The 25,256-nt window shown below is 66.6% G+C and carries 21 protein-coding genes; 16 read left to right on the top strand and 5 right to left on the bottom strand.

The annotated features are described in order from the left end of the window. Positions 1–36 precede the first annotated feature (36 nt). A complete protein-coding gene (locus AC3QLZ_RS02550) occupies positions 37–942 on the top strand; it encodes a DMT family transporter (protein ID WP_014237738.1) in 906 nt (301 codons plus the stop codon). A gap of 21 nt (positions 943–963) precedes the next feature. Here the strand turns inward: AC3QLZ_RS02550 and AC3QLZ_RS02545 are convergent, their stop codons facing one another. The 3 genes from AC3QLZ_RS02545 to AC3QLZ_RS02535 all read right to left on the bottom strand — a co-directional run bounded on the left by AC3QLZ_RS02545 (position 964) and on the right by AC3QLZ_RS02535 (position 3,593). Further along, on the bottom strand, positions 964–1,491 hold the full coding sequence (locus tag AC3QLZ_RS02545; RefSeq protein ID WP_014237737.1) for an adenine phosphoribosyltransferase: 528 nt from the start codon (positions 1,489–1,491) through the stop codon (positions 964–966). A gap of 7 nt (positions 1,492–1,498) precedes the next feature. Next, complete coding sequence (locus AC3QLZ_RS02540; RefSeq protein WP_014237736.1) at positions 1,499–2,788, bottom strand: NCS2 family permease; 1,290 nt, start codon at positions 2,786–2,788, stop codon at positions 1,499–1,501. 106 nt (positions 2,789–2,894) lie between these two features. After that, entirely contained in the window at positions 2,895–3,593 is a 699-nt protein-coding gene (locus tag AC3QLZ_RS02535; RefSeq protein ID WP_014237735.1) for a YecA/YgfB family protein, read from the bottom strand. Positions 3,594–4,041: 448 nt separating this feature from the next. Here AC3QLZ_RS02535 and smc point away from each other — a divergent pair, with 448 nt between their 5' ends. From smc to def, 7 genes are read left to right on the top strand one after another with little or no spacing between them, the layout of a single operon-like run. Then, the gene (gene smc / locus AC3QLZ_RS02530) at positions 4,042–7,551 is read left to right on the top strand and encodes a chromosome segregation protein SMC (protein ID WP_492783307.1); all 3,510 of its coding nucleotides are present in this window, start codon (positions 4,042–4,044) and stop codon (positions 7,549–7,551) included. 22 nt (positions 7,552–7,573) lie between these two features. Beyond that, positions 7,574–9,007, top strand: coding sequence for a cell division protein ZipA C-terminal FtsZ-binding domain-containing protein (locus tag AC3QLZ_RS02525; RefSeq protein ID WP_014237733.1), 1,434 nt, complete (start codon positions 7,574–7,576; stop codon positions 9,005–9,007). Further along, complete coding sequence (gene ligA, locus AC3QLZ_RS02520) at positions 9,007–11,397, top strand: NAD-dependent DNA ligase LigA (RefSeq protein WP_014237732.1); 2,391 nt, start codon at positions 9,007–9,009, stop codon at positions 11,395–11,397. The genes AC3QLZ_RS02525 and ligA overlap by 1 nt, the downstream gene beginning before the upstream one ends. Then, the gene (gene galU / locus AC3QLZ_RS02515; RefSeq protein WP_014237731.1) at positions 11,381–12,247 is read left to right on the top strand and encodes a UTP--glucose-1-phosphate uridylyltransferase GalU; all 867 of its coding nucleotides are present in this window, start codon (positions 11,381–11,383) and stop codon (positions 12,245–12,247) included. The genes ligA and galU overlap by 17 nt, the downstream gene beginning before the upstream one ends. 13 nt (positions 12,248–12,260) lie before the next feature. Continuing rightward, entirely contained in the window at positions 12,261–12,809 is a 549-nt protein-coding gene (locus AC3QLZ_RS02510; protein WP_014237730.1) for a hypoxanthine-guanine phosphoribosyltransferase, read from the top strand. Positions 12,810–12,860: 51 nt separating this feature from the next. Beyond that, entirely contained in the window at positions 12,861–13,613 is a 753-nt protein-coding gene (locus AC3QLZ_RS02505; protein ID WP_014237729.1) for an S-methyl-5'-thioinosine phosphorylase, read from the top strand. Positions 13,614–13,615: 2 nt separating this feature from the next. Next, on the top strand, positions 13,616–14,164 hold the full coding sequence (def, locus tag AC3QLZ_RS02500) for a peptide deformylase (protein WP_014237728.1): 549 nt from the start codon (positions 13,616–13,618) through the stop codon (positions 14,162–14,164). Positions 14,165–14,221: 57 nt separating this feature from the next. Here def and AC3QLZ_RS02495 read toward each other — a convergent pair whose 3' ends face one another. Then, the gene (locus AC3QLZ_RS02495; protein WP_014237727.1) at positions 14,222–16,813 is read right to left on the bottom strand and encodes a [protein-PII] uridylyltransferase; all 2,592 of its coding nucleotides are present in this window, start codon (positions 16,811–16,813) and stop codon (positions 14,222–14,224) included. A 5-nt stretch (positions 16,814–16,818) separates the two neighbouring features. Continuing rightward, positions 16,819–17,616 (bottom strand): type I methionyl aminopeptidase, encoded by a 798-nt coding sequence (map, locus tag AC3QLZ_RS02490; protein WP_014237726.1) that lies wholly within the window; start codon positions 17,614–17,616, stop codon positions 16,819–16,821. A 326-nt stretch (positions 17,617–17,942) separates the two neighbouring features. Between map and rpsB the strand changes: the two genes are divergently transcribed. The 8 genes from rpsB (at position 17,943) to rseP (ending at position 25,256) form a co-directional block, all read left to right on the top strand. Beyond that, a complete protein-coding gene (rpsB, locus tag AC3QLZ_RS02485) occupies positions 17,943–18,692 on the top strand; it encodes a 30S ribosomal protein S2 (RefSeq protein ID WP_014237725.1) in 750 nt (249 codons plus the stop codon). Between the two features lie 104 nt (positions 18,693–18,796). After that, positions 18,797–19,693: a translation elongation factor Ts gene (gene tsf, locus AC3QLZ_RS02480; protein WP_014237724.1), complete on the top strand. Its 897-nt coding sequence runs from the start codon at positions 18,797–18,799 to the stop codon at positions 19,691–19,693. Positions 19,694–19,714: 21 nt separating this feature from the next. After that, a complete protein-coding gene (gene pyrH, locus AC3QLZ_RS02475) occupies positions 19,715–20,443 on the top strand; it encodes a UMP kinase (RefSeq protein ID WP_014237723.1) in 729 nt (242 codons plus the stop codon). 12 nt (positions 20,444–20,455) lie between these two features. Continuing rightward, positions 20,456–21,013, top strand: coding sequence for a ribosome recycling factor (gene frr, locus AC3QLZ_RS02470; RefSeq protein ID WP_014237722.1), 558 nt, complete (start codon positions 20,456–20,458; stop codon positions 21,011–21,013). 33 nt (positions 21,014–21,046) lie between these two features. Next, positions 21,047–21,820, top strand: coding sequence for a polyprenyl diphosphate synthase (gene uppS / locus AC3QLZ_RS02465; protein WP_014237721.1), 774 nt, complete (start codon positions 21,047–21,049; stop codon positions 21,818–21,820). After that, a complete protein-coding gene (locus AC3QLZ_RS02460; RefSeq protein ID WP_014237720.1) occupies positions 21,813–22,646 on the top strand; it encodes a phosphatidate cytidylyltransferase in 834 nt (277 codons plus the stop codon). Before uppS ends, AC3QLZ_RS02460 begins: the two co-directional genes overlap by 8 nt. A gap of 28 nt (positions 22,647–22,674) precedes the next feature. Beyond that, entirely contained in the window at positions 22,675–23,859 is a 1,185-nt protein-coding gene (gene ispC / locus AC3QLZ_RS02455) for a 1-deoxy-D-xylulose-5-phosphate reductoisomerase (protein WP_014237719.1), read from the top strand. Beyond that, on the top strand, positions 23,856–25,256 hold the full coding sequence (rseP, locus tag AC3QLZ_RS02450) for an RIP metalloprotease RseP (protein WP_014237718.1): 1,401 nt from the start codon (positions 23,856–23,858) through the stop codon (positions 25,254–25,256). Before ispC ends, rseP begins: the two co-directional genes overlap by 4 nt.

Below are 25,256 nucleotides of genomic sequence, written 5' to 3'. Positions count from 1 at the left end.
GCTGGGCTGAAAACAACGGATTATAAAGGGCGGAGCGTGAGGGAAGAAGCGGCACGGAGAGGAAATGGCAGGCGCACCCACCTGGCCGTCGGCGCCCTGCTCACCGGCGCCCTGGTCTGGGGTGTGCTGTGGTATCCCTACCGGGTGCTGGCCGGCCTGGGCATCAGCGGCATCGCCGCCTCGGCCCTGACCTACGCGGTGGCCCTGGCGCTGGCCCTGGTCTTCTGGCGCCGGGCCCTGGCCGCCCTGCGGCCCTCCTGGCTGCTGGCGGCCATCGGCCTGGCCGGCGCCGCCTGCAACATGGGTTATGTATTGGCCACCCTGCACGGGGAAGTGATGCGGGTGCTGCTGCTGTTCTACCTGGCGCCCCTGTGGACCATCCTGCTGGCACGCTGGTGGCTGGGGGAGCAGCTGGGGGTGTGGGGGCTGGCGGTGGTGGGCCTGTCCCTGGGCGGTGCCGCCGCCATGCTCTGGCATCCGGCCATGGGCCTGCCCTGGCCCCGCAATGGGGCCGAATGGCTGGGCCTGGCGTCCGGCTTCTTCTTTGCCTGTTCCAACGTGCTGTCGCGACGGGCCCAGGCCCTCTCCATCGAGGTCAAGTCCGTCGCCATGTTCGTCGGTGCCCTGGTCATCAGCGGTGCCCTGCTGCTCACCGGCTGGGGCTCCATGCAGTGGCCCCAGAGCGGTGCCGGCGTCCTGTGGCTGCTGGGTATCGGCGTGATCCTGATGCTGGTGAACAGGGTGGTGCAGTTCGGCCTGCACCACACCGCGGCCAACCGGGCCATCGTCATCCTGCTCTCGGAGCTGGTTTTTGCCGCCATCTCCGCCTGGTTCCTGGCGGGGGAGGCCATGGGGGCGCGGGAGTGGCTGGGCGGGGCCATGATCGCTGCCGCCAGCCTGTTGTCCACCCGCCTGGAAGCACGGGTGGAAGCGGCTGCCTGAGCCGTTCTGCAGCCTATCGCCTCAGTAGCGGAGGAGGGTGAAGGTCGGCAGGCCGGCCTCCGCCAGACGGGCCGATCCGCCCAGTTCCGGCAGGTCCACCACCGCCGCCGCTTCAATGATGCGGGCCCCCAGCCGGGTCATGAGATTGACCGCCGCCAGCAGGGTGCCACCGGTGGCGATGAGGTCGTCGATGATGAGCACGTGTTCCCCCGGCAGGGCCGCATCCGTATGCACCTCGATGCTGGCCTCGCCGTATTCCAGGGCATAGGACTCCTGCATCGTGGTGAAGGGCAGCTTGCCCGCCTTGCGTACCGGGATGAAGCCGCAGCCGAGCCGGTAGGCCAGGGCGGCGCCGATGATGAAGCCCCGGGCGTCGATGCCGACCACGGCGTCGATGTGGCTGTCGGCATAGCGCTCGGCGAAGGCGTCGATGAGGCGGCGGAAGGCGGCGCCGTCCCGCAGCAGGGGCGTGATGTCGCGGAACTGCACGCCGGGCTGGGGCCAGTCGGCAATGGTGCGGATGTGGGAGGCGAAAAAGGCGTCGTTCATGGGCGGCTCAGAGCAGGGCGAATTTGAGGACGAAGGCCAGGGCGATGACCACCACCATGGGCTTGAGGTCGCCCTGCCGGCCCGACAGCAGCTTGAGGGCGGCATAGGTGATGAAGCCGAAGGCGATGCCGTGGGCGATGGAGAAGGTGAAGGGCATGGTGATGGCCGTCACCACCGCCGGAGCCGACTCGGTGAGGTCGTCCCAGTCGATCTCGGCCAGGCCGCGCACCATCAGCACCGCCACATAGCACAGGGCCGGAGCGGTGGCATAGGCCGGCACCACCCCGGCCAGGGGCGCGAGGAAGAGGGCGGCCAGGAACAGCAGGGCCACCACCACGGCGGTGAGGCCGGTGCGGCCGCCGACGGAGGTGCCGGCGGCGGACTCGATGTAGGCGGTAGTGGAGGAGGTGCCCAGGGCGGCGCCGGCCAGGATGGCGCCGGAGTCGGCCAGCAGGGCCTTCTTCAGGCGCGGCAGGCGGCCCTCGGCGTCGAGCAGGCCGGCCCGGTGGCAGACGCCGATGAGGGTGCCGGAGGCGTCGAACAGTTCCACCAGGAAGAAGGTCATGACCACGGTCAGTAGGCCGGCGTGGAAGGCGCCCTCCAGGTCCATCTGCAGGAAGGTGGGGGCGATGCTGGGCGGCATGGCGACGATGCCGTTGAAGGGCGTCAGACCCAGCAGCATGGAGGTGGCGGTGACCGCCAGGATGCTGATGATGATGGCGCCGGGAACGCGGCGCTGCTCCAGGGCCAGGATCAGGATGAAGCCGCCGATGGCCAGCAGGGCGCCCGGCTGGTGCAGGTCCCCCAGGGTCAGCAGGGTGGCCGGATGGGCGGTGATGAGACCGGCGTTCTTGAGGCCGATGATGGCCAGGAAAAGGCCGATGCCGGCGGAGATGGCGTACTTGAGGGAGCGGGGAATGGCATTGACGATGGCCTCCCGCAGGCGGAACAGGCTGATCAGCACGAACAGGCAGCCGGAGATGAAGACGGCGCCCAGGGCCGTCTGCCAGGGGAAGTGCATGCCGCCGACGACAGTGAAGGCGAAGTAGGCGTTGAGGCCCATGGCCGGGGCCAGGGCGATGGGGTAGTTGGCGTAGAGCCCCATGATGGCCGAGCCGAGGGCGGCGGCCAGGCAGGTGGAGACGAACACCGCCTCCCGGGGCATGCCGGCGGCCGAGAGAATGTCCGGGTTCACGAAAATGATGTAGGCCATGGTGAGGAAGGTGGTGATCCCCGCCATGAGCTCGGTGCGAGCGGTGGTGCCGTGGGCAGACAGTTGGAAGTAGCGTTCCAGCATCGGAAGAATCCTGGAAGATCGACGGCAGGAGGCCGTCGCCGGTGGAAGGAAGGGGTGGGTGGGTCCCGGCGGCGCGGGGCCGCCGGGGCAGGGCTTCAGCTGAGGCTCATTCCTTGCCGCAGCACTGCTTGTACTTCTTGCCGCTGCCGCAGGGACAGGGATCGTTGCGGCCCACCTTGTCGCCGTCGCGGCGCTGGGTGGCCGGGTTGCGCTTGGCCAGCCAGAAGCGGTGGATTTCGGCCACGGCCAGGGGCAGGTCGTCCTGGCACTGCTTTTCCATGTCGGCCTTTTCCTTGCCGTCGGGCCATTCCTCGCCGTGTTCCTTGGCGGCGGCCTCGGCTTCGCCGGTCAGCACCATGAAGGGGAACAGGCGCTCGTCCAGCCATTCCAGTTCCTCTTCGTCGGCGATGGCGTCGAACCAGTCTTCCGGCGCCGCATCCACGCCCAGCAGGTAGGCGGAACACCAGGGGGCGAAATCGCTGGGGGCGTCGTCCCCTTCCTCCTGGCCGTAGAGCAGCAGCACGGGAGGCTCGCCGGAGTTGAGCAGCTCGGCCTGGCCGGCGGCAAAGCGGCGCAGCAGGCCGGTCAGTTCCTGGCCGGCGGGGCTGGCGGCGGCTTCGTCGCTGCCCAGGACCTCGGCCAGCCATTCTTCTTCGGGCACCGGCACCGGGCCGCCCAGGGTGGCGCAGAGGTAGCCCTGGATTTCGTCCAGGCGCAGGGTGTCTTCCAGGGCCGGGTCGTCCAGCAGGACTTCCAGACGGTCCAGGTCGGCATCGTTGAGCGGGGTGGGGGGAGTGGTGGTCATGGTGAGGTCTCAGGGTTTGATTTCAGTGGAATCCGGGTGCAACAAATCGGTCGTGTGGGGCCTTGGCCGGGGCTGGTCTGCCGGCGGCGGTGTCGTGCGGCAGGGCGGAAAACCGGACATGTCGCCTGCCACGCCGAGGCGCTTCAGGCGGGGCGCCGCACTGCCGTTGCCTGAATGAAACTGTCGGCGGACGGCCAGTTTTTGCTGCTGCCCGGCCCGGTCCCGGTTTCTGCCGGTGAAAAAGGACCGGGGCATGATGGCGGGGTAGTTCGTCCGCCACAGGCAAAATGCTATTATACGCGCCCATGTATGTGGATTCCGGGGCGCCCGCAGTCTTTTCTGGCGCCCTTTTCGTTTCATTTGGATTAACGAGAAACGCGATCCGGGCTTTTCGGGGGAAAAACCAAGTTTTCTCCTCCGGCCGACCCGCCGCCTGACTGACCCGCCGATGCGCCTGACCAAGCTCAAACTTGCCGGCTTCAAATCCTTTGTCGATCCCACCATGGTGGCCCTGCCGGGGCAGCTGGTGGGCGTCGTCGGCCCCAACGGCTGCGGCAAGTCCAACATCATGGACGCGGTGCGCTGGGTGCTGGGGGAGTCCAAGGCCTCGGAGCTGCGCGGCGAGTCCATGCAGGACGTCATCTTCAACGGCTCCTCCAACCGCAAGCCGGTGTCCCGGGCCTCCGTCGAGCTGATCTTCGACAATTCCCTGGGCCGGGCCATGGGCCAGTGGAGCCAGTACGCCGAACTGTCGGTGAAGCGGGTGCTGACCCGTTCCGGCCAGTCCGACTACCTGATCAACAACATCAAGGTCCGCCGCAAGGACATCACCGACCTGTTCCTGGGCACCGGCCTGGGCCCCCGGGCCTACGCCATCATCGGCCAGGGCATGATCTCCCGCATCATCGAGGCCAAGCCCGACGAGTTGCGGGTGTTCCTGGAAGAGGCCGCCGGCGTCACCCGCTACAAGGAACGGCGCAAGGAAACCGAAGGTCGCCTGGCCGACACCCGGGAAAACCTGCTGCGGGTGGAGGACATCCGTCTCGAGCTGGCCGGCCAGATGGAGCGCCTGGAAGCCCAGGCCGCCGTGGCCCGCCAGTACCACCAGCTGAACGACGAACTGACCCTGAAGCAGCAGGTGCTGTGGGTGCTGCGGCGCAACGAGGCCAAGGCCGAGCAGCAGCGCTTCGCCATGGAAATCGAGCGGGCCGGCACCGACCTGGAAGGCCAGACCGCCGCCCTGCGCGACATCGAGGCCCAGCTGGAAGCCTCCCGGGAAGCCCATTTCGCCGCCAGCGACGGCGTGCACCAGGCCCAGAGCGACCTCTTCGCAGTCAATGCGGACGTGGCCCGGCTGGAAACGGAAATCCGCCACCAGCGCGAATCCGGCGTGCAGCTGGAATCCCGTCTGGCCCAGCTGGAAGGCGAGCAGCAGCACTGGCAGGAACAGGCCGAGCGCCTGGACATGGACGAGGAACGCTGGCGCGAACTGCAACTGGTGGCCGAAGGCCGCCAGGAACAGGCCCAGATGAAGCTGGAGGCCCGCCAGGAACGCCTGCCCATGGCCGAGGAGGCCCAGGCGGCGGCCCAGGAGGCCCTCAACCAGCAGCGGGCCGAGATGGCCAAGGTGGAGCAGGCACTGCAGGTGGAACAGACCCACCGCAGCCATGCCGAGCGCACCCTGCAAAGCATCGCCCAGCGCCGCAACCGCATGGAGCAGGAGCGGGAAAGCCTGGCCGATCCGGATACCAGCGAGCTGGACCTGAAGACCGAGGAACTGGCCGAACAGCAGGAGCGCCTGATCGCCCTGCAGGACAAACTGGGCGCCGCCCAGGGCGAACTGCCCCAGCTCGAGGCCCGTCGCCGCGAGTTGCTGGAGGAAGTGCAGGCAGCCGTGAAGGACGTGGCCGATGTGCGCGCCCGCCGCGCCGCCCTGGAACAGTTGCAGGAGCGGGTCCAGTCCGGCGGCAAGGTGGGTGAATGGCTGCGCCGCCACGGCCTGGAAAGCCGCACCCCCCTGTGGAAGCGCCTGGAGGTGGACGCGGGCTGGGAAGACGCGGTGGAAGCCGTGCTGCGCGAACGCCTCAACGCCGTTTCCCTGGAAGACCCGGTGGCCCTGGCCGCCCTGGTGGACGACAAGCCGGCGGGCAAGCTGACCCTGCTCCTCTCCGGCGCCGCCGAAGCCCCGGCCGGCGGCCTGCTGGGCCGCATCCGCTGCCATGAGCCGGCCCTGGCCGGCGTCCTGGCCGACTGGCTGCACGGCATCGATTGCGTGGACAGCATGGAGGCGGCCCTGCAGCGGCGCGCCAGCCTGGCCCCCGGCCAGCTGCTGGTGACCCGGGAAGGCCATCTGCTGAGCCGTCACAGCCTGACCCTGTTCGCCCCCGATTCGGCCGAACACGGCCTGCTGGAACGCCAGCGGGAAATCGAGGCCCTCGCCGCCGCCCTGGACGACAAGCAACTGGCGGTGGAAACCGCCCAGGCCCGCCTGGCCGAAGTGGAGGAACGCATCGCCGCCGGCCAGAGCGACAGCCAGAACCTGCGCCGCCGCACCCAGGAACAGCAGGACCGCATCCACACCCTGCAGATGGAAGTGATGCGGCAGAACCAGATTCTCGAGCGCATCCGGGAGCGCCACGCCCAGATCGAACAGGCCGCGGCCGAACTGGCGGCGGAAGAGGAAGTGGAGCAGGAGCGCCTCTTCATCGCCGACGAGGCCATCGCCCAGCAGCGGGAAAACCTGGACGCCCTCCATGCCCGCTTCGCCGGCGTGCGGGCCCGCCTGGAAGAGGCGGACCGGGCCCTGCGCGAGGAGCGGGAGGCCCTGGCCAACGTGGAGCGGGAACACCGGGAAGCCCAGTTCTCCCTGCGCGAGGCCGAAGGCAAGCTGGCCGAAGTGGCCAACAACCGGGTCATGTCCCAGCGCCAGCTGCAGCGCATCGCCGACGACCTGGCCCAGTGCCGCCAGACCCGGGAAAACCTTCAGGTCGAGATTCTCGAACCCAAGCTGCAGGAAGCCCTGGAACAGCGCGTGCTGCGCGAGCAGGCCCTGGCGGCCCAGCGGGAGGCCATGGAAAACGCCACCCAGGCCCTGCGCCAGCTGGAAGAGCAGCGCCTGAAGATCGAGCAGGGCCTCAACCCCATGCGCGACCGGGTCGGCGAACTGCGCCTCAAGGAACAGGCGGCGGCCCTCAATGTGGAACAGCTCACCGCCCAGCTGCTGGAAGCCGGCGCCAACGAGGAAGTCCTGGCGGAACAGGCCCAGGCCTTCGCCGGCACCAAGGCCAGCAGCCTGCAAAGCTCCATCGGCAGCCTGCAGAAGGCCATCCTGGAACTGGGAGCGGTGAACCTGGCGGCCCTGGAGGAACTGGAATCGGCGACCCAGCGCAAGCAGTTCCTCGACGACCAGGCGGAAGACCTGAACACCGCCATGGAAACCCTGGAAAACGCCATCCGCCGCATCGACAAGGAAACCCGGGACCTGCTGCAGGCCACCTACGACACGGTGAACCGGCACTTCGGCGAACTGTTCCCGACTCTCTTCGGCGGCGGCGAGGCCCGGCTGGTGATGACCGGCGACGAGATCCTCGATGCCGGCGTGCAGATCACCGCCCAGCCCCCGGGCAAGAAGAACGCCACCATCCATCTGCTCTCCGGCGGCGAGAAGGCCCTCACCGCCATCGCCCTGGTGTTCGCCATGTTCCAGCTCAACCCGGCGCCCTTCTGCCTGCTCGACGAAGTGGATGCGCCCCTGGACGATTCCAATACCGAGCGCTTTGCCGAGATGGTCAAGCGCATGTCTGCCAATACCCAGTTTTTGTTCATCAGCCACAACAAGATCGCCATGGAAATGGCCCAGCAACTGGTGGGCGTGACCATGCAGGAATCCGGGGTGTCCCGGATCGTCGAGGTGGATATCGCCGAGGCCCTGCGCATGCGCGAACAGGTGGCCGCATGACCCCGATGGAAAAGGAAAAGCCATGACCGAATTGCATATTGGCCTGTTGGCTTTCGGCGGCGTCGCCGTGGTTGGCGTGCTGGCCTACAACAAGTGGCAGGAGCGCAAGCACCGCCAGGTGGCCGAGCAGATGCTGCGTCCCAGCGACGAGGACGTGCTGCTCGACGGCGAGGAGGATGCCGTGGAGGAAGAGGGCGAGGAGGAATACGCCGTCCTCATCCAGCGCGACGAAAACGGCGAGATCATCCGCGCGCCCCAGCTGGCCCAGCGCAAGGAGCCGGTGTTCGAGGCAGAGGCGGAGCCGGCCCCGGCCGCGCGCCAGGAACCGGTGTTCAACTTCGACGACGAACCGGCCCCGGCGGCCGAACCCGTCTATGCCGCCGAAGCACCCCGGACCGCCGCCAAGGCCACGCCCCAATCCGCCCTGGACTTCGATGCCGAGCCTGCCCTGGCGGTGAAGCCCGCTGCGCCTGCCTTCGCCGCGACACAGGCCCAGGGTGCCCTGTCCATCGACCCGATCGCCATGCCCCTGCGGGAAGCCGCGCCGGCCGTGGCTGCGCGGGCACCCGCCAGCGAGATGCCAGCCCCGGGCGAAGCCGAGGCCCCCCGCACCCTGATGGCGCCGGCCCTGCCCACCTTCCTGCTCTCTCCGGCCGCCGACTACATCGTGGCCCTGGAAACCGTGGATTTCATTCCCGCCGGCCAGTTCATGCAGTCCCAGCGGGAAGCCCTGCTGCGCATCGGCAAGCGGGTCACCTGGGTCGGCCTCAACGAAGGCAGCGGCGAGTGGGAAGTGATGGACGAGAACAGTCCCCAGGAGTACCGCCGCCTGCGCATCGGCGTGCAGCTGGCGGACCGCCGCGGCGCCATTTCCGACGCCGAGCTGTCCATCTTCCACACCGCCATGCGCCAGCTGGCCGAGGAATTCATGGCCGTGGCCGACCTGCCGACCCGCAAGTCGGCCCTGGAAGACGCCTACGAACTGGACCGCTTCTGCGCCGACGTGGATATCCAGATCGGCATCAACGTGGTGGCCGTGGGCCAGCTCTTCCCCGGCACCAAGATCCGCGCCCTGGCCGAAGCCGCCGGCATGGTGCTGGAAGCCGACGGTGCCTTCGTCCGCCGTGACGACGACGGCCGGGTGCTGTACACCCTCAGCCACCAGAGCCAGCAGCCCTTCACCGCCGAGGCCATGAAGACCCTCTCCTGCCACGGCCTGACCTTCCTCCTGGATGTGCCCCGGGTGCCCAACGGCGACCGGGTCTTCAACCAGATGGGCGACCTGGCCCGCCGCTTCGCCGATTCCCTGCACGGGGTGGTGGTGGACGACAACCGTCAGCCCCTGACCGAGGCCCTGCTGGAGCCCATCCGCAAGCAGGTGGCCCAGTACCAGGGCGCCATGGCCCAGCGCGGCCTGGTGGCCGGCGGTTCCCTCTCCCTGCGCCTGTTCGCCTGATGCCGGTGGGGGAAGTCGCCCGGGCCCGGGCCGCGGCCCTGCGGGCCGAGCTGGAAAGCCACAACCACGCCTACTACGTGCTCGATGCGCCGACGGTCCCGGACGCGGAATACGACCGTCTGTTCCGGGAACTGCAGGCCCTCGAAGCCGAGTATCCGGAGCTGCTCAGCGCCGATTCGCCGACCCAGCGGGTGGGCGGCAAGCCCCTGGACAGTTTTCCCAGCGTCAGCCATGCGGTGCCCATGCTCTCCATCCAGACCGAGACGGATACGGAGCCCAGCGGCGCCTTCAATTTCGACGCCCGGGTGCGCAAGGAGCTGGAGCTGGAGGAGGGCGCGGCGCCGGTGGAATACGCCGCCGAGCTGAAGTTCGACGGCCTGGCGGTGAGCCTGCGCTACGAGCACGGCGTGCTCGTCCAGGGGGCCACCCGGGGCGACGGCGCCAGCGGCGAGGACGTCACCCAGAACCTGCGCACCGTGCGTTCCATCCCCCTGCGCCTGCAGGGCCCGGCGGCAAGCCTGCCGCCCCTGCTGGAAGTGCGGGGCGAGGTGTACATGCGCCGGGACGACCTGGCCCGCTACAACGAAAAGGCCCTGGCCCGGGGCGACAAGACCCTGGTCAATCCGCGCAACGGCGCGGCCGGCAGCATCCGCCAGCTGGACCCGGCCATCGCCGCCAGCCGCCCCCTCAATTTCTTCGCCTACGGCATCGGCGCCGTCTCCGGATGGACGCTGCCCGCCACCCATGCCGGCCTGCTCGACGCCCTGGCCGCCTTCGGCCTGCCCGTGTGCCAGCACCGGGACGTGGTGCGGGGCGCCGCCGGCCTGGCCGATTTCCACCGGCGCATGGGCGCCCTGCGGGACAGCCTGCCCTTCGACATCGACGGCGTGGTGTACAAGGTCAATTCCCTGGAACTGCAGGCCCGCCTCGGCTTCCGCTCCCGGGAGCCGCGCTGGGCCGTGGCCCACAAGTATCCGGCCCAGGAGGCCCTGACCGTGGTCGAGGCCATCGACATCCAGGTCGGCCGCACCGGCGCCCTGACTCCCGTGGCCCGGCTGCAGCCGGTCTTCGTCGGCGGCGTCACGGTGACCAACGCCACCCTGCACAACGAGGACGAAATGGCCCGCAAGGGCGGCCTCTGCACCGGCGACACGGTCATCGTGCGCCGGGCCGGCGACGTCATCCCCGAAGTGGTGGGGGTGGTGGCCGAGCGCCGTCCCGCCGGCGCCACGCCCTTCCAGATGCCCCGCAGCTGCCCGGTGTGCGGCTCCCATGTGGTGAAGGAGGAGGGCGAGGCAGTGGCCCGCTGTTCCGGCGGCTTCGCCTGCCGGGCCCAGCGCATCCAGGCCATTCTGCACTTCGCCGGGCGCCGCATGATGGACATCGAGGGCCTGGGGGAGCGCTATGTGGAGCGGCTGGTGGAGTTCGACCTGATCCACGGCGTTGCCGACCTCTACCGCCTGACCCTGGCCGACCTGCTGGAAATGAAGCGCCTCGCCGACGAGCGGGATGGCGTCACGCCGGAGACGGTGAAGCAGGGCCAGATCGCCACCCGCTGGGCGGAGAACCTGCTGGCCGGCATCGCCGCCAGCAAGACGCCGCCCCTGGCGCGGCTGCTGTTCGCCCTGGGCATTCGCCACGTCGGCGAATCCACGGCCAAGACCCTGGCCGACTGGCTGGGCTCCCTGGCCGTGGTGCGCCGGGCTCCGGCGCCCCTCCTGGCGGCCCTGCCGGATATCGGCGCCACCGTGGCCACGGCCATTGCCGACTTCTTCGCCGAACCCCACAATGCCGCCGCCGTGGATGCCCTGCTGGCGGCCGGTGTGGCGCCGGCCGACGAACATGCCCCCAGCCCCGAGCTGGGTGGCCGCCTGGGCTGGACCGAACTCTACGCAGCCCTCGGCATTCCCCGCCTGACGCCGGTGCGGGCGCGCCAGCTGGCCGATCTGGTGCCTGAAGGCGAGGGACTGGCGGCCCTGGCACCCGGCTGCCTGGAACTGGCGGCCCTGCCCGCCGAGGTGGCGACCGCGGTGCTGGCCTGGCTGGAGGAGGAGGGCAACCGCGCCCGCCTGACGGCCCTGGCGGCCCTGCGGCGGGAACTGCTGGCGGCCCTGCCGGCCCAGGCCCTGGGGCCCCGGCCCCTGGCGGGCTTGACCTTCGTCCTCACCGGCACCCTGCCGACCCTGAAGCGGGACGAGGCCAAGGCCCGCATCGAGGCCCAGGGCGGCAAGGTCAGCGGCTCGGTGTCGAAGAAGACCGATTATGTGGTGGCCGGCGAGGAAGCCGGCTCCAAGCTGGAAAATGCCTTGAAACTGGGGGTGCCCGTGCTCGACGAGACGGCCCTCCTGAATCTGCTGAATGAGGAAAAATCCAATGAAAAAAGTGCGTAAGGCCGTCTTTCCCGTGGCCGGTCTGGGAACCCGCTTCCTGCCGGCGACCAAGGCCAGTCCCAAGGAAATGCTGCCCATCGTGGACAAGCCCCTGATCCAGTACGCGGTGGAAGAGGCCTGTGCGGCCGGCATCACCGACATGATTTTCGTCACCGGCCGCAGCAAGCGGGCCATCGAGGACCATTTCGACAAGGCCTACGAACTGGAGAAGGAACTGGCCGAGCGGGGCAAGACCGAAATGCTCAAGTTCGTGCAGGATATGCTGCCCAAGTCCATGAACTGCATCTATATCCGCCAGCCCGAGGCCCTGGGCCTGGGCCACGCCGTGCTGTGCGCGGCGCCGGTGGTGCAGGACGAGCCCTTCGCCGTGATCCTGGCCGACGACCTGCTGGATGGCGAGACGCCGGTGATGAAGCAGATGGTGGACACCTACGACTACTACCATTGCTCCGTGCTGGGCGTGCAGGACGTGCCCCGGGCCGACACCAAGAGCTATGGCATCGTGGACGCCAAGCCGGTGGCCGAGCGCCTGGAGCAGATCGCCGCCATCGTCGAGAAGCCCAAGCCCGAGGAGGCCCCTTCCACCCTGGCGGTGGTCGGGCGCTACATCCTGACGCCGCGCATCTTCCACCACCTGGAGCGCATCGGCAAAGGCTCCGGCGGCGAAATCCAGCTCACCGACGGCATCGCTTCCCTGCTCTCGGAAGAGCAGGTGCTGGCCTACCGCTACGCCGGCACCCGCTACGATTGCGGCTCCAAGCTGGGCTATTTGCAGGCCACGGTGGACCTGGGCCGGCGCCATCCCGAAGTGGGGGCCGCCTTCGGCGCCTATCTCGATTCCCTGAAATAAGAAGGAGCAGCCCATGGCTACCCGCGAAGAAGCCCTGGCCCTGCTGGCCCGGGGAGAACTGGTCCATTCCGCCGAAACCGTGTCCGCCGCCGTGGACCGGGTGGCGGCGGAAATCACCGCCCGCCTGGGGGAGAGCAATCCCCTGATCCTCTGCGTCATGACCGGCGGCGTGGTCTTTGCCGGCCAGTTGATGGCCCGCCTGCCCTTCCCGGCGGACTTCGACTACCTGCATGCCACCCGCTACGGTCAGGATACGGCCGGCGGCGCCCTGTCCTGGCGCGCCGCGCCCTGGACCAGCGTCAAGGACCGCACCGTGCTGGTGGTGGACGACATCCTGGACGAAGGCGTGACCCTGGCGGCCATCAAGGACCGCCTGCTGCACCAGGGGGCCAAGGCCGTCTATCTGGCGGTGGCGACGGACAAGGAAAACGGCAAGAATAAGCCCGTGACTGCCGATTTCGCGGCCCTCAAGGTGCCCGACCGCTTCGTCTTCGGCTACGGCATGGATGCCTACGGCGCCTGGCGCAACCTGCCGGCCATCTACGCCCTCAAGGACGAGTAATCCCGGCGGCGGCTTTCGCCGCCACCGGCCAATCTTCGGAGTTTTCCCGCAATGCTTGCAATCATCGGCGGCAGTGGCCTGACCCAGCTGGCCAACCTGGACATTTCCCACCGGGAAATCGTCCGCACCCCCTACGGCGAGCCCTCCGGGCCTGTCACCTTCGGCAACATCTGCGGCCAGCCCGCCATGTTCGTCGCCCGCCACGGCTACGGCCACACCATTCCGCCCCACGAGGTGAATTACCGCGCCAACCTGTGGGCCCTGTGGTCGAAGAAGGCCACAGCCATCGTCTCCGTGGCTTCCGTCGGCGGCATCCGCGGCGACCTGGCCCCCGGCGACATCGTCGTGCCGCACCAGATCATCGACTACACCTGGGGCCGCCGCTCCACCTTCCATGAAGGCGACGGCTGCACCGTGACCCACGTGGATTTCACCCATCCCTACGACGAGCTGTTGCGCAACCAGATACTCACCGCCGCCTCCATGATCGGCGAGGAGGTGCGCATGGGTGGCGTCTATGCCGCCACCCAGGGGCCGCGCCTGGAGACGGCCGCCGAAATCAACCGCATGGAGCGGGACGGCGCCGACCTGGTGGGCATGACCGGCATGCCCGAAGCGGTGCTGGCCCGGGAGCTGGATCTGCCCTATGCCGCCATCAACGTGGTGGCCAACTACGCCGCCGGCCGCGGCGAGAGCCGGGACGGCATCCACTTCGAGTCCATCGAGGACGTGCTGCAGAACGCCATGGGGCGGGTGCGGGGCATCATCGAGCAGCTGGTCGCCAACCACGGCGCCCGGGACTGACCATGGCCGCCGGCGTCGCCCGTCCCGTCCTGCGCATGGGCCATCCGGTGCTGCGGCAGCGGGCCCGGGAAATCACCGAGTTCGGCACTCCGGCCCTGGCCGCCCTGATTGCGGACATGGAAGCGACCATGGTGGCGGAGGGCGGCGTCGGCCTGGCGGCGCCCCAGATCGGCGTGGACCTGCGCCTGGTGGTGTTCGGCTTCGACAGCAGCGAGCGCTATCCGGAGGCCCCGGCCATTCCCTTCACAGTGCTGCTCAATCCGCAGCTGGAGCCCCTCGACAGCGAGGAGGAAGAGGGCTGGGAAGGCTGTCTCTCCCTGCCCGGCATGCGCGGCTGGGTGCCCCGCTGGAAGCGCCTGCGCTATAGCGGCTTCACCCCCGAGGGAGAGCCCCTGGAGCGGGTGGTGGAAGGTTTCCACGCCCGGGTGGTGCAGCACGAGTGCGACCATCTGGACGGCCTGCTCTATCCGGCTCGCATCCGGGACTTTTCCCGCTTCGGCTTCATCGAGGAGTTGTTTCCCGAGGGCCCCGGCACGGGGGCGGAGGATTAAAAAAGGAGGCCGCGGCCTCCTTTTTTTCATGGCGCAGTCCGCCGCCTGGAGTCTGCCCTAGACCTGCAGCATTTCCAGCAATTCCGTTTCCAGACGGATGCGCTTGCTGCTCTGGTCCAGGTCGCCGCCGGAAACGAGGAAGGTGTCCTCGGCCCGTTCGCCCAGGGTGGCGATTTTCGCCGTCTGCAGCCCGGCGCCGTGTCGGGCCAGGGTCTGGGCAACGGAGAAGAGCAGGCCGGGACGGTCGGCGGCGACGATGGAGAGGACGCAGTGGCCCCGGTCGTCGGGCAGCAGGCTGACCTGGGGCGCGATGGGGAAGTGCCGCACCTGGCGGGACAGGCGGCCGGTGGGCGGTGCCTCCGGCGGCCCCGGGTGGAGCAGGGCCTCGGTCAGTTCGTGTTCCACATAGCTGGCCATTTCCCGCGGAATCTCCCGGTTGGAGACGTCAAGCAGGATGAAGCTGTCCAGGGCGTAGCCGTGGCGGGTGGTGTGGATCTTGGCGTCGACGATGTTGAAGCCGGCGCGGCCGAAGAAGCCGCAGAGGCGGGCGAAGAGGTCCGGCTGATCCCGGGTGTAGACCATCACCTGCAGGGTCTCGGTGGCCTCGCTGCAGTCCTGGATCTGGCGCAGGCGGGCCTTCACCAGGGGCTCGTCGTGGTGGATGCGGTAGTGCAGGCAGCGGGTATGCCAGGCGATTTCCTCGGCCGAGTGGCGCAGGAAATAGACCGTGTCCAGCTGCTTCCACAGGCCCTGGTGCACCGTGTCGGAGAGGGCGAAGTAGCGCAGCAGGCGCAGGGCCTCCTCCTGGCGCTCCTCGATGACGCCGTGGGGTTCGGGCGTGACACCCTTTTCCAGCAGGCGCAGGGTCATGCCGTAGAGGTCCTCCAGCAGCTTGCCCTTCCAGGCGTTCCACACCTTGGGGCTGGTGCCCCGGATGTCGGCCACGGTGAGCAGGTAGAGGGCGGTGAGATGGCGTTCGTCCCTGACCCGGGCGGCAAAGGCGGCCACCACTTCGGGATCGGTGATGTCCTCCTTCTGGGCCACCTGGGACATGACCAGGTGCTGGCCCACCAGCCATTCCACCAGCTCCGTGTCTTCCGGCGCCAGGCCGTGGTTTTCACAGAAGGCGCGGGCGTCGGCCATGCCCAGGCTGGAGTGGTCGCCGCCCCGGCCCTTGGCGATGTCGTGGAACAGGGTGGCGATGTAGAGCAGCCAGGGGCGGTCGAAGCCGGCCACCAGGCGGGAGCAGAGGGGGTATTCGTGGGCGAATTCCTCCATGGTGAAGCGGCGCATGTTGCGCATCACCTGGAGGATGTGCTGGTCCACCGTGTAGGCATGGAACAGGTCGTGCTGCATCTGGCCCACCACGGCGCCGAAGGCCGGGATGTAGCGGCCCAGGATGCCGTACTGGTTCATGCGGCGGAATTCGTGGACGATGCCCTGCTTCTGCTGGAAGAGCTTGAGGAAGCAGGCCCGGTTGGCCGGATCGGCGCGGAATTCGTCGTTGATGAGCAGGCGGGCCCGCCACAGGGCGCGCAGGGTGCGGGCGGTCATGCCCTTCAGGTCCGGGTTCTGCTGCAGCAGGAGAAAGGCTTCCAGCAGGGCGCCGGGACGGTGCTGGAAGACTTCTTCGTCGCTGACGTCGAGCAGGCCATTGGCCTTCTGGAAATCGGCGTCGATGGCTTCGGGGGCCCGTTCCTGGGCCGGGAAGATGGCGGCCCCGATGTTCTGCATGAGGATGATGTTGAGCTGGGTCACCAGCTTGGCGTTGCGGTAGTAACGCTGCATCAGCTGTTCGCTGGAGCGGCGGGTGGGCGTGGCTTCGATGCCCATGTCCGCCGCCATGGGCGTCTGCACGTCGAACAGCAGCCGGTCCTCGCGCCGGCCGGTGAGCAGGTGCAGCCTGACCCGCAGGGTCTCCAGCAGGCCCTGGGCCTCGATCAGGGCCTGGGTTTCCTCGGCGGTGATGAAACCGCCCCGTTCCAGGTCCTGCCAGGTTCGGCCCAGGCCGGCCGCCTGGGCCACCCACAGCACCACCTGGAGGTCCCGCAGGCCGCCCGGGCTTTCCTTGAGGTTGGGCTCCAGGGCGTAGGGGGTTTCATGGAAACGGATGTAGCGCTCATCCTGCTCCAGTTTCTTGGCCTTGAAGAAGGTCTGGGGGTCCAGGGTGGCCGCCAGTCCCTGCTGGAAGCGGCTGAAGAGGGCCTGGTCGCCGCTCAGCAGGCGGGCTTCGATGAGGGCCGTCTGCACCGTGATGTCGCCGGCAGCCTCCTGCAGGCATTCTTCCAGGGTGCGGACACTGTGGCCGATTTCCAGACCGATGTCCCAGAACAGGCCCACCAGCTGTTCCAGCTTGCCCTTCAGGGCCTCGTCGGGCTCCTCCGGCAACAGCAGCAGCAGGTCGATGTCGGAGGCCGGATACAGCTCGCCACGGCCGTAGCCGCCCACGGCCACCAGGGCCAGGGAGGAGGGGAACTGCTGGTCCTGCCAGATTTGCACCAGCAGTTTGTCGATGTTGCTGCAGCGTTGCCGCAGCAGGGCAGCGGCATCGCCCTGGGACTGGTAGTCCGACTTCAGCGCCTGCTGCCCTTCCTGCAGCATGGCTTTGTAATGGGCCAGGGGATGGGGAGCGGGGGCGCTGCTGGGCATGGGCTTCAGATCCAGTCGGGTTTGGGGCGGCTGCCGGCGGAGACGGTCAGGGCTTCGTAGCCGGTTTCGGTGACCAGGATGGTGTGTTCCCACTGGGCGGAAAGGCTGCGGTCCTTGGTGACGATGGTCCAGCCGTCGCCCATTTCCTTGATGGCGGCCTTGCCGGCGTTGATCATGGGTTCCACGGTGAAGATCATGCCGGGTTTCAGTTCGATGCCGGTGCCGGCCTTGCCGTAGTGCAGGACCTGGGGGTCTTCGTGGAACTTGCGGCCGATGCCGTGGCCGCAGAATTCCCGGACCACGGAAAAACCGGCATTTTCCGCATATTTCTGGATGGCGGCGCCGATGTCGCCCAGGTGGGCGCCGGGCTTGATCTGGTTGATGCCGATCCACATGCAGTCGTGGGTGATCTCGCACAGGCGCTTGGCCAGGATGGAGCCTTCGCCGACCACGAACATGCGGCTGGTGTCGCCGTGGAAGCCGTCCTTGATGACGGTGATGTCCAGGTTGACGATGTCGCCGTTCTTCAGCGGCTTTTCCCCCGGGATGCCATGGCACACCTGGTGGTTGATGGAGGTGCAGATGGACTTGGGGTAGGGCGTGTAGCCCGGCGGGGCGTAGTTGAGGGGGGCGGGGATGCAGCCCTGCACATTGACCATGTAGTCGTGGCAGATGCGGTCCAGTTCGCCGGTGGTGACGCCGGGCTTCACATAGGGGGTGACGTGGTCGAGCACTTCCGCCGCCAGGCGGCAGGCGATACGCATTTTTTCGATTTCGTCGGCGGTTTTGATGATGACGCTCATTGCGGCTCTTTGTCTGATGCGGGTTGAAGGGCGAAGGATATAGAAGGCGCCACCCTTAGGCAATTTTGGCGGCCGGTGGTTCGCCTTGAGTAAAAAGCGATGAAATGCTAAAATCCTGCGGCTTTTCGGCTTCGGTCCATCGAAACCGGGAAGACGGGGCTGGCGAAACTGTTTTGCCAGGCCTGCATGTCATGGAACCGGGTGGTCCGGTTCCGGGCAAATCACTCACATCCGCCTCTATCTAGGGTGCCCGCTTTGCGGGTGGCAGTAGTGGCTTTTAAAGCTGTAATGCGGCGGATGGCGGTTCAACCCTTGAGGAGTTTTATATGTCCGCAACTATGCGTCAGATGCTGGAAGCCGGTGTTCACTTCGGCCACCAAACCCGTTTCTGGAACCCGAAGATGGCTCAGTACATCTTCGGTGCCCGCAACAAGATTCACATCGTCAACCTGGAAAAGACCCTGGCCAAGTACAACGAAGCCATGGCCTTCGTGAAGAAGCTGGCCGCCAACAAGGGCACCATCATGTTCGTCGGTACCAAGCGCCAGGCTCGCGAGATCATCGCCGAAGAAGCCCAGCGCGCCGGCACCCCTTATGTTGACCAGCGCTGGCTGGGCGGCATGTTGACCAACTTCAAGACCGTCAAGCAGTCCATCAAGCGTCTGCAGGACATGGAACAGTCCGTCGAGGACGGCTCCATCGAGCGTCTGGGCAAGAAGGAAGCCCTGATGCAGAAGCGCGAACTGGAAAAGCTGCAGAAGTCCATCGGCGGCATCAAGAACATGGCCGGCCTGCCCGACGCCCTGTTCGTGGTGGACGTGGGCTACCACAAGATCGCCATCACCGAAGCCAATAAGCTGGGCATCCCCGTGATCGCTGTGGTTGATACCAACCACTCCCCCGAAGGCGTGGATTACGTGATCCCCGGCAACGACGACTCCTCCCGCGCCATCCGCCTGTACGCCCGTGGCGTGGCCGATGCCATCCTGGAAGGCCGCAGCATGTCCCTGCAGGAAATCGTGGCTGCCACCGGCGGCGACGACGAGTTCGTTGAAGTGGAAGAAGCTGCCGAGTAATCGGTCCCTTCCGACGCCGCTTCCGAGCGGCGTTTCTGATTCGTTTATGTCAATCCGGAAGGGCGCCTGCGTGGCGCCCTTCCAGTAGCAACCGGAGAAAAAATATGGCGGCAATTACCGCAAGCATGGTGGCTGAACTGCGCGCAAAGACCGATGCGCCGATGATGGAATGCAAGAAGGCCCTGACCGAAGCCGACGGCGACATGGGCAAGGCCGAGGAAATCCTGCGCGTCAAGCTGGGCAACAAGGCTACCAAGGCCGCTGCCCGCGTGACCGCCGAAGGCGTGGTCGGCATCTACATTTCCGCTGACGCCAAGCTGGGCGCCATCGTTGAAGTGAACTGCGAAACCGACTTCGTGGCCAAGAACGACGACTTCCTGGAGCTGGTGAAGAACGCCGCCGAACTGGTGGCCACCAAGAACCCGGCCGACGTGGAAGCCCTCTCCGCCCTGGAAGTGGGTGGTCAGAGCCTGGAATCCATCCGTGCCGCCCTGGTCGGCAAGATCGGTGAAAACATGTCCTTCCGCCGCTTCGTGCGCGTGGAAGCCCAGGGCAAGCTGGCCTCCTACATCCACGGCGGCGCCAAGATCGGCGTGCTGCTGGACCTGGTGGGCGGCGACGAACAGCTGGCCAAGGACATCGCCATGCACATCGCCGCTTCCAAGCCCAAGGCTCTGGATGCTTCCGGCGTTTCCCAGGAACTGATCGACACCGAGCGTCGCGTCGCCATCGAAAAGGCCCGTGCCGACAACAAGCCCGAAGCCATGCTGGAAAAGATCGCCGACGGCACCGTGCAGAAGTTCCTGAAGGAAGTGACCCTGCTGGCCCAGGTCTTCGTCAAGGCTGAAGACGGCAAGCAGACCATCGAACAGCTGCTGAAGGCCAAGGGTGCCTCCGTGGCCGCTTTCACCCTGTTCATCGTGGGCGAAGGCATCGAGAAGAAGGTCACCGACTTCGCTGCTGAAGTGGCTGCCCAGGCTGCCGCTGCTGCCCAGAAGTAATCTAGCAATCTAAGGATGCCCATGCCCGATACCACTCCCCAGCCGGCCTACAAGCGTATTCTCCTCAAACTCAGCGGCGAGGCCCTGATGGGCTCCGATGCCTACGGCATCAATCGCCAGACGATCTCCGAGATTGTCGCCGAGATCAAGGAAGTGGCTGAACTGGGGGTGGAAGTCGGCGTGGTCATCGGCGGCGGCAACATCTTCCGCGGTGTTGCGCCTGCCGCCACAGGCATGGACCGGGCTACCGCCGACTACATGGGCATGCTGGCCACCGTCATGAACGGTCTGGCCCTGCAGGACGCCATGCGCATGGCCGGCCTCAACAGCCGGGTCCAGTCCGCCCTGGATATCGAGCAGGTGGTGGAGCCCTACATCCGGGGCAAGGCCATCCGCTATCTGGAACAGGGCCGCATCGTCATTTTCGCTGCCGGCACCGGCAACCCCTTCTTCACCACCGATACCGCCGCCGCCCTGCGCGGTGCCGAAATCGGCGCCCAGATCGTGCTCAAGGCGACCAAGGTGGACGGCATCTACACTGCCGATCCGAAGAAGGATCCGTCCGCCACCCGTTACGACAAGATCAGTTTCGACGAAGCCATCGCCCGCAATCTGGCGGTCATGGATGCCACTGCATTCGCGCTGTGCCGCGACCAGAAACTGCCGATCAACGTGTTTTCCATCTTCAAGAGCGGCGCCCTGAAGCGGGTGGTGCTGGGTGAAGCGGAAGGCACGCTGGTCTACTGCTGAGGGGAACAGACCATGATTTCCGAAGTCAAGAAGAACACCGAAGCCAAGATGCAGAAGTCCATCGAGGCCTTGAAGAACGACCTCGCCAAGGTCCGCACCGGCCGTGCCCATACCGGCCTGCTGGATCACGTGCAGGTGGATTACTACGGCAGCATGGTGCCGGTTAACCAGGTGGCCAACATCACCCTGGTGGACGCCCGTACCATTGGCGTGCAGCCCTGGGAAAAGGGCATGGGCGCCAAGATCGAAAAGGCCATCCGCGATTCCGACCTGGGCCTTAATCCGGCCACCCAGGGCGACCTGATCCGCGTGCCGATGCCTCCCCTGACTGAAGAGCGCCGCCGCGACCTGACCAAGGTGGTCAAGGGCGAAGGCGAGAATGCCAAGGTGGCCGTGCGCAACCTGCGCCGGGATGCCAACAACAGCCTGAAGGAGGGCGTCAAGTCCAAGGAGATTTCCGAGGACGACGAGCGTCGTACCCAGGACGACATCCAGAAGCTCACCGACAAATACATTGCCGAAGTGGACAAGCTCGTCGCCCAGAAGGAAGCCGAGCTGATGGCGGTCTGACCGCCATCTTCCCCTTCCGGGAGATTTCACCGGATGTCCATTTTCAAAAGCTCCACCCGGGAGATTCCCCGGGCGGCAGCGGTGCCCCGGCACATTGCCATCATCATGGATGGCAATGGCCGGTGGGCCAAAAAGCGTTTCCTCCCCCGTTTTGCCGGTCACACCAAAGGCGTCGAGTCCGTCCGCGACATGGTGCGGGCTTGCCTGGAAAAAGGGGTGGAATACCTGACCCTGTTCGCCTTCAGTTCCGAGAACTGGCGCCGTCCCCAGGATGAAGTCAGCCTGCTCATGCAGTTGTTCGTCAAGGCGCTGCAGCAGGAGGTGGAACGGCTGCACAGCAACGGTGTACGCCTGCGCATCGTGGGCGACCTGTCCCGTTTCGATCCCGCCTTGCAGCAACTCATCCGCCAGGGCGAGGAACGCACTGCCGGCAACGAGCGCCTGACCCTGACCATTGCCGCCAACTACGGCGGTCGTTGGGACATCCTGCAGGCGGCCAACCGTCTGGCCCAGGCCTGTCCCGACAAGCTCGGACAGTGGCAGGAAGAGGACCTGGCGCCTTTCCTGGCCATGGCCTATGCCCCGGAGCCGGATCTGTTCATCCGCACCGGGGGCGAGCAGCGCATCAGCAATTTCCTGCTCTGGCAGCTGGCCTACTCGGAATTCTATTTCACCGATACCCTCTGGCCCGAATTCGATACGGCCGCCCTGGAGGCCGCCATTGCTTCCTACCAGCAGCGGGAGCGCCGCTTCGGCCGTACCAGCGAGCAGCTCGCCACCGACACCAAGGGGAACTCCCATGCTTAAGGCCCGGGTCATCACCGCCATTTTCCTGCTGATCGGTTTCCTGGCCGCCCTGTTCCTGCTTTCGCCCCTGGGCTGGACCCTGCTGGCCACCGTAGTCGCCATGCTGGCGGCCTGGGAGTGGGGCGGCCTGATGCGTCTGGTCGGCATCCAGCGGATCGCGGTGGCCTTGCTCCTTGGTGTCCCTTGTACCACCTTGATGCTTGCCCAGCCGGAGGCGCTCGGTCTCTCCGGCAGCCTCGACAAGGGCGCCGCCCTGTCCCTGGCCTGGTGGTTCCTGCTGCCGGCCCTGGGTTTTTGGACCCTGCTGGTGCCCTTATGGCTGGTGCGGCGCTTTCCCTTGTCGGGGACAGCGTTCGGCCTGCTGACCGGCGCCGTGGTGCTCTTGCCCACCTGGCTGGCCCTGGTCCTGCTGCGCCACCTGGGTCCTTGGGCTCTGCTCGGCATCATGGCTCTGGTCTGGATCGCCGATATTGCCGCCTACTTCACCGGCCGGGCCTTCGGTCGCCGCAAGCTGGCGCCCCAGATCAGCCCGGGGAAGACCTGGGAGGGAGCCTATGGCGCCGTGGCCGGCGTCCTGATCTACGGTCTGGCGGTCTATTTCCTTGCCGGTTCCGCGCTGGCTTTGCCCTTGCTGCTCCTGATCCCCACCCTGCTGGTGCTGACCGCGGTCAGCATCATCGGCGACCTGTTCGAGTCCCTGCTCAAGCGCCAGGCCGGCATCAAGGACAGCAGCCAGCTGTTGCCCGGCCATGGCGGCATTCTGGATCGCATCGACAGTCTCACTTCGACCCTGCCTTTGGTGACCCTGCTCTGGCTCGTTCTCTGATCCTTCCGTATTTTTTGCCGGACTCCCCATGCAGCCCCAGCGTCTCACCATCCTAGGTTCCACCGGCTCCATCGGCGTCAGCACTCTGGACGTCGTCCGCCGCCATCCCCAGCGCTACCGGGTGGTGGCTCTGTGTGCCCACCGGCAGGTGGACAAGCTGGCGGAACAGTGTCGGGAATTCCTGCCATCTTATGCCGTAGTCGGTACCGAGGCTCTGGCCCACGATTTGAGGGGCCGGCTGGCGGGGCTCTCCATCGAGGTGCTACACGGTCCCCAGGCCTTGTGTCAGATGGCGGAGCTGGCGGAGGTGGATGCGGTCATGGCTGCCATCGTCGGCGCAGCCGGTCTGGCGCCCACCCTGGCCGCGGTCCGTTGCGGCAAGAAAGTGCTGCTGGCCAACAAGGAAGCCCTGGTCATGGCCGGGCCGGTGTTCATGGCTGCAGTGGCCCGGCATGGCGCCACATTACTGCCTATCGATAGTGAGCATAACGCTATTTTTCAATCACTTCCGATTAATTTCTCAAGTGATTTATCAAGAAATGGGGTGCGTCGGATTCTGCTCACCGCCTCCGGCGGGCCGTTCCGCAACGCCACGGCAGAGAGTCTCGAATCGGTCACGCCGGATCAGGCCTGCGCCCATCCCAACTGGGTCATGGGGCGCAAGATTTCAGTGGATTCCGCTTCCATGATGAACAAGGGCCTGGAGGTGATCGAGGCCCACTATCTGTTCAACGTGGCCGCCGACAAGATCCAGGTGGTGATCCATCCCCAGAGCGTCATCCATTCCCTGGTGGAGTATGTGGATGGCTCGGTGCTGGCCGAACTGGGCAACCCGGACATGCGCACTCCGATCGCCCACGCACTGGCCTTTCCCGAGCGCATCGAGTCCGGGGTCGGCCCTCTCGACCTGTTCCAGGTTGGTCGGCTGGATTTCCAGGAGCCCGACAACCGGCGTTTCCCCTGCCTCTCCCTGGCCTATCGGGCTCTGGCGGAGGAGGGCAGTGCCCCGGCCCTGCTCAACGCAGCCAACGAAGTGGCAGTGGAGGCATTCTTGGCCGGTACCATCAGCTTTACCGCTATTCCCCGCGTCATTGAGGCGACCCTCGATGCCATTCCCGCGGTCGCCGTGGGCAGTCTTGACGACGTGATGGGCGCCGATGCCCAGGCCCGTGCCAAGGCCAGGGAACTGTTGGCCCGGGAATCGCTGCGGTGAGCAACTTCCTTTTCTACCTGGCGGCATTCGCCGTCGTCCTCGGTATCCTGATCGTGGTGCACGAACTGGGACATTATTGGGTCGCCCGGCTTTGCGGCGTGAAGGTCCTGCGCTTTTCCATCGGTTTTGGACGGCCAGTTTTTTCGCTGTTCTCCGGGGCGGACCGTACCGAATGGGCCGTCGGTGCCTTCCCGCTGGGCGGCTACGTCAAGATGCTCGACGAGCGGGAGGCTCCCGTGGCGGCCCAGGAACTGCACCGGGCCTTCAACGTGCAGCCGGTGGGCAAGCGCATGGCCATTGTGGCGGCGGGCCCCCTGGCCAACCTGCTGCTGGCGGTCCTGATTTACTGGGGGCTTTTCTACAGCGGCACCGAAGAACTGCGCCCCATCCTGGGCGCGCCACCGGCCGCCTCCGCGGCCGCCGAGGCGGGTATTCAAAACGGCGAAGTGGTGGTCCGGGTGGATGGCCGGCCGGTGCAGACCTGGCAGGATTTCCGCTGGGAACTGCTGCAGTCCAGCGTCAATAAGTCCGCCGGGGCCGAAGGTGGAGAGCCCGATCCCGGCTATGTGAGTATCGAAGTCCAGGACGCCCGTCAGCAAATCGTATTCCGGCGCCTCAACCTGGCACCCTTGAGGGAGCAGGGTTACGAGGGGGATCCGCTGGGGCTCCTGGGGGTGAATTTTTTCCGGCCCCAGCTGGCGCCGGTGTTCGGCAAGGTGACGCCCGGCAGTCCGGCGGAGGCCGCGGGGCTCCTGAGTGGTGATCGGGTGCTGGCGGTGGATGGCGTGGCCATCGAATTCTGGTCGGATGTGGTGCAGAAAATCCGCAATGCGCCGGACCAGCCGCTGCGCCTGAGCATTCTTCGCGACGATGCCCGGCTGGAAATCAGTGTCGTGCCGGAAGGCTATGGGGATCGCGGCGCCAGGATCGGGCGCATCGGCGTCGGCGTGCGCGATGCGGGTCCCAGCCGCGACGAGTTGACGGTCACGGTGCGCTACGATGTGCTGACCGCCTTGTCCAAGGCGGTCGAGGAAACCTGGGAAAAATCCTCCTTCAGCCTGGTGATGATGGGCAAGATGCTGACGGGAGAGGTGTCCTGGCGCAATCTCAGCGGTCCGGTCACCATCGCCGATTACGCGGGTCAATCGGCTCGCATGGGGATCGACTACTACCTCAAGTTTTTGGCCCTGGTCAGCATCAGTCTGGGCATCCTCAATCTGCTCCCCGTGCCGGTGCTGGATGGCGGGCATTTGATGTATCATATGATTGAGATTATCAAGCGAGGGCCAGTCTCGGAGCGGTTCATGGAGATTGGTCAACAAATCGGGCTGGCGCTGCTTTTGTTGCTCATGGCGTTTGCCTTCTACAACGACATCAACCGATTGATTTCCGGCTGA

It is taken from the genome of Azospira sp. MPR-LB4 (assembly GCF_058809525.1).
The sequence above is the reverse complement of the archived record's forward strand: the minus strand, read 5'-3'. Positions and strand labels throughout refer to the sequence as shown.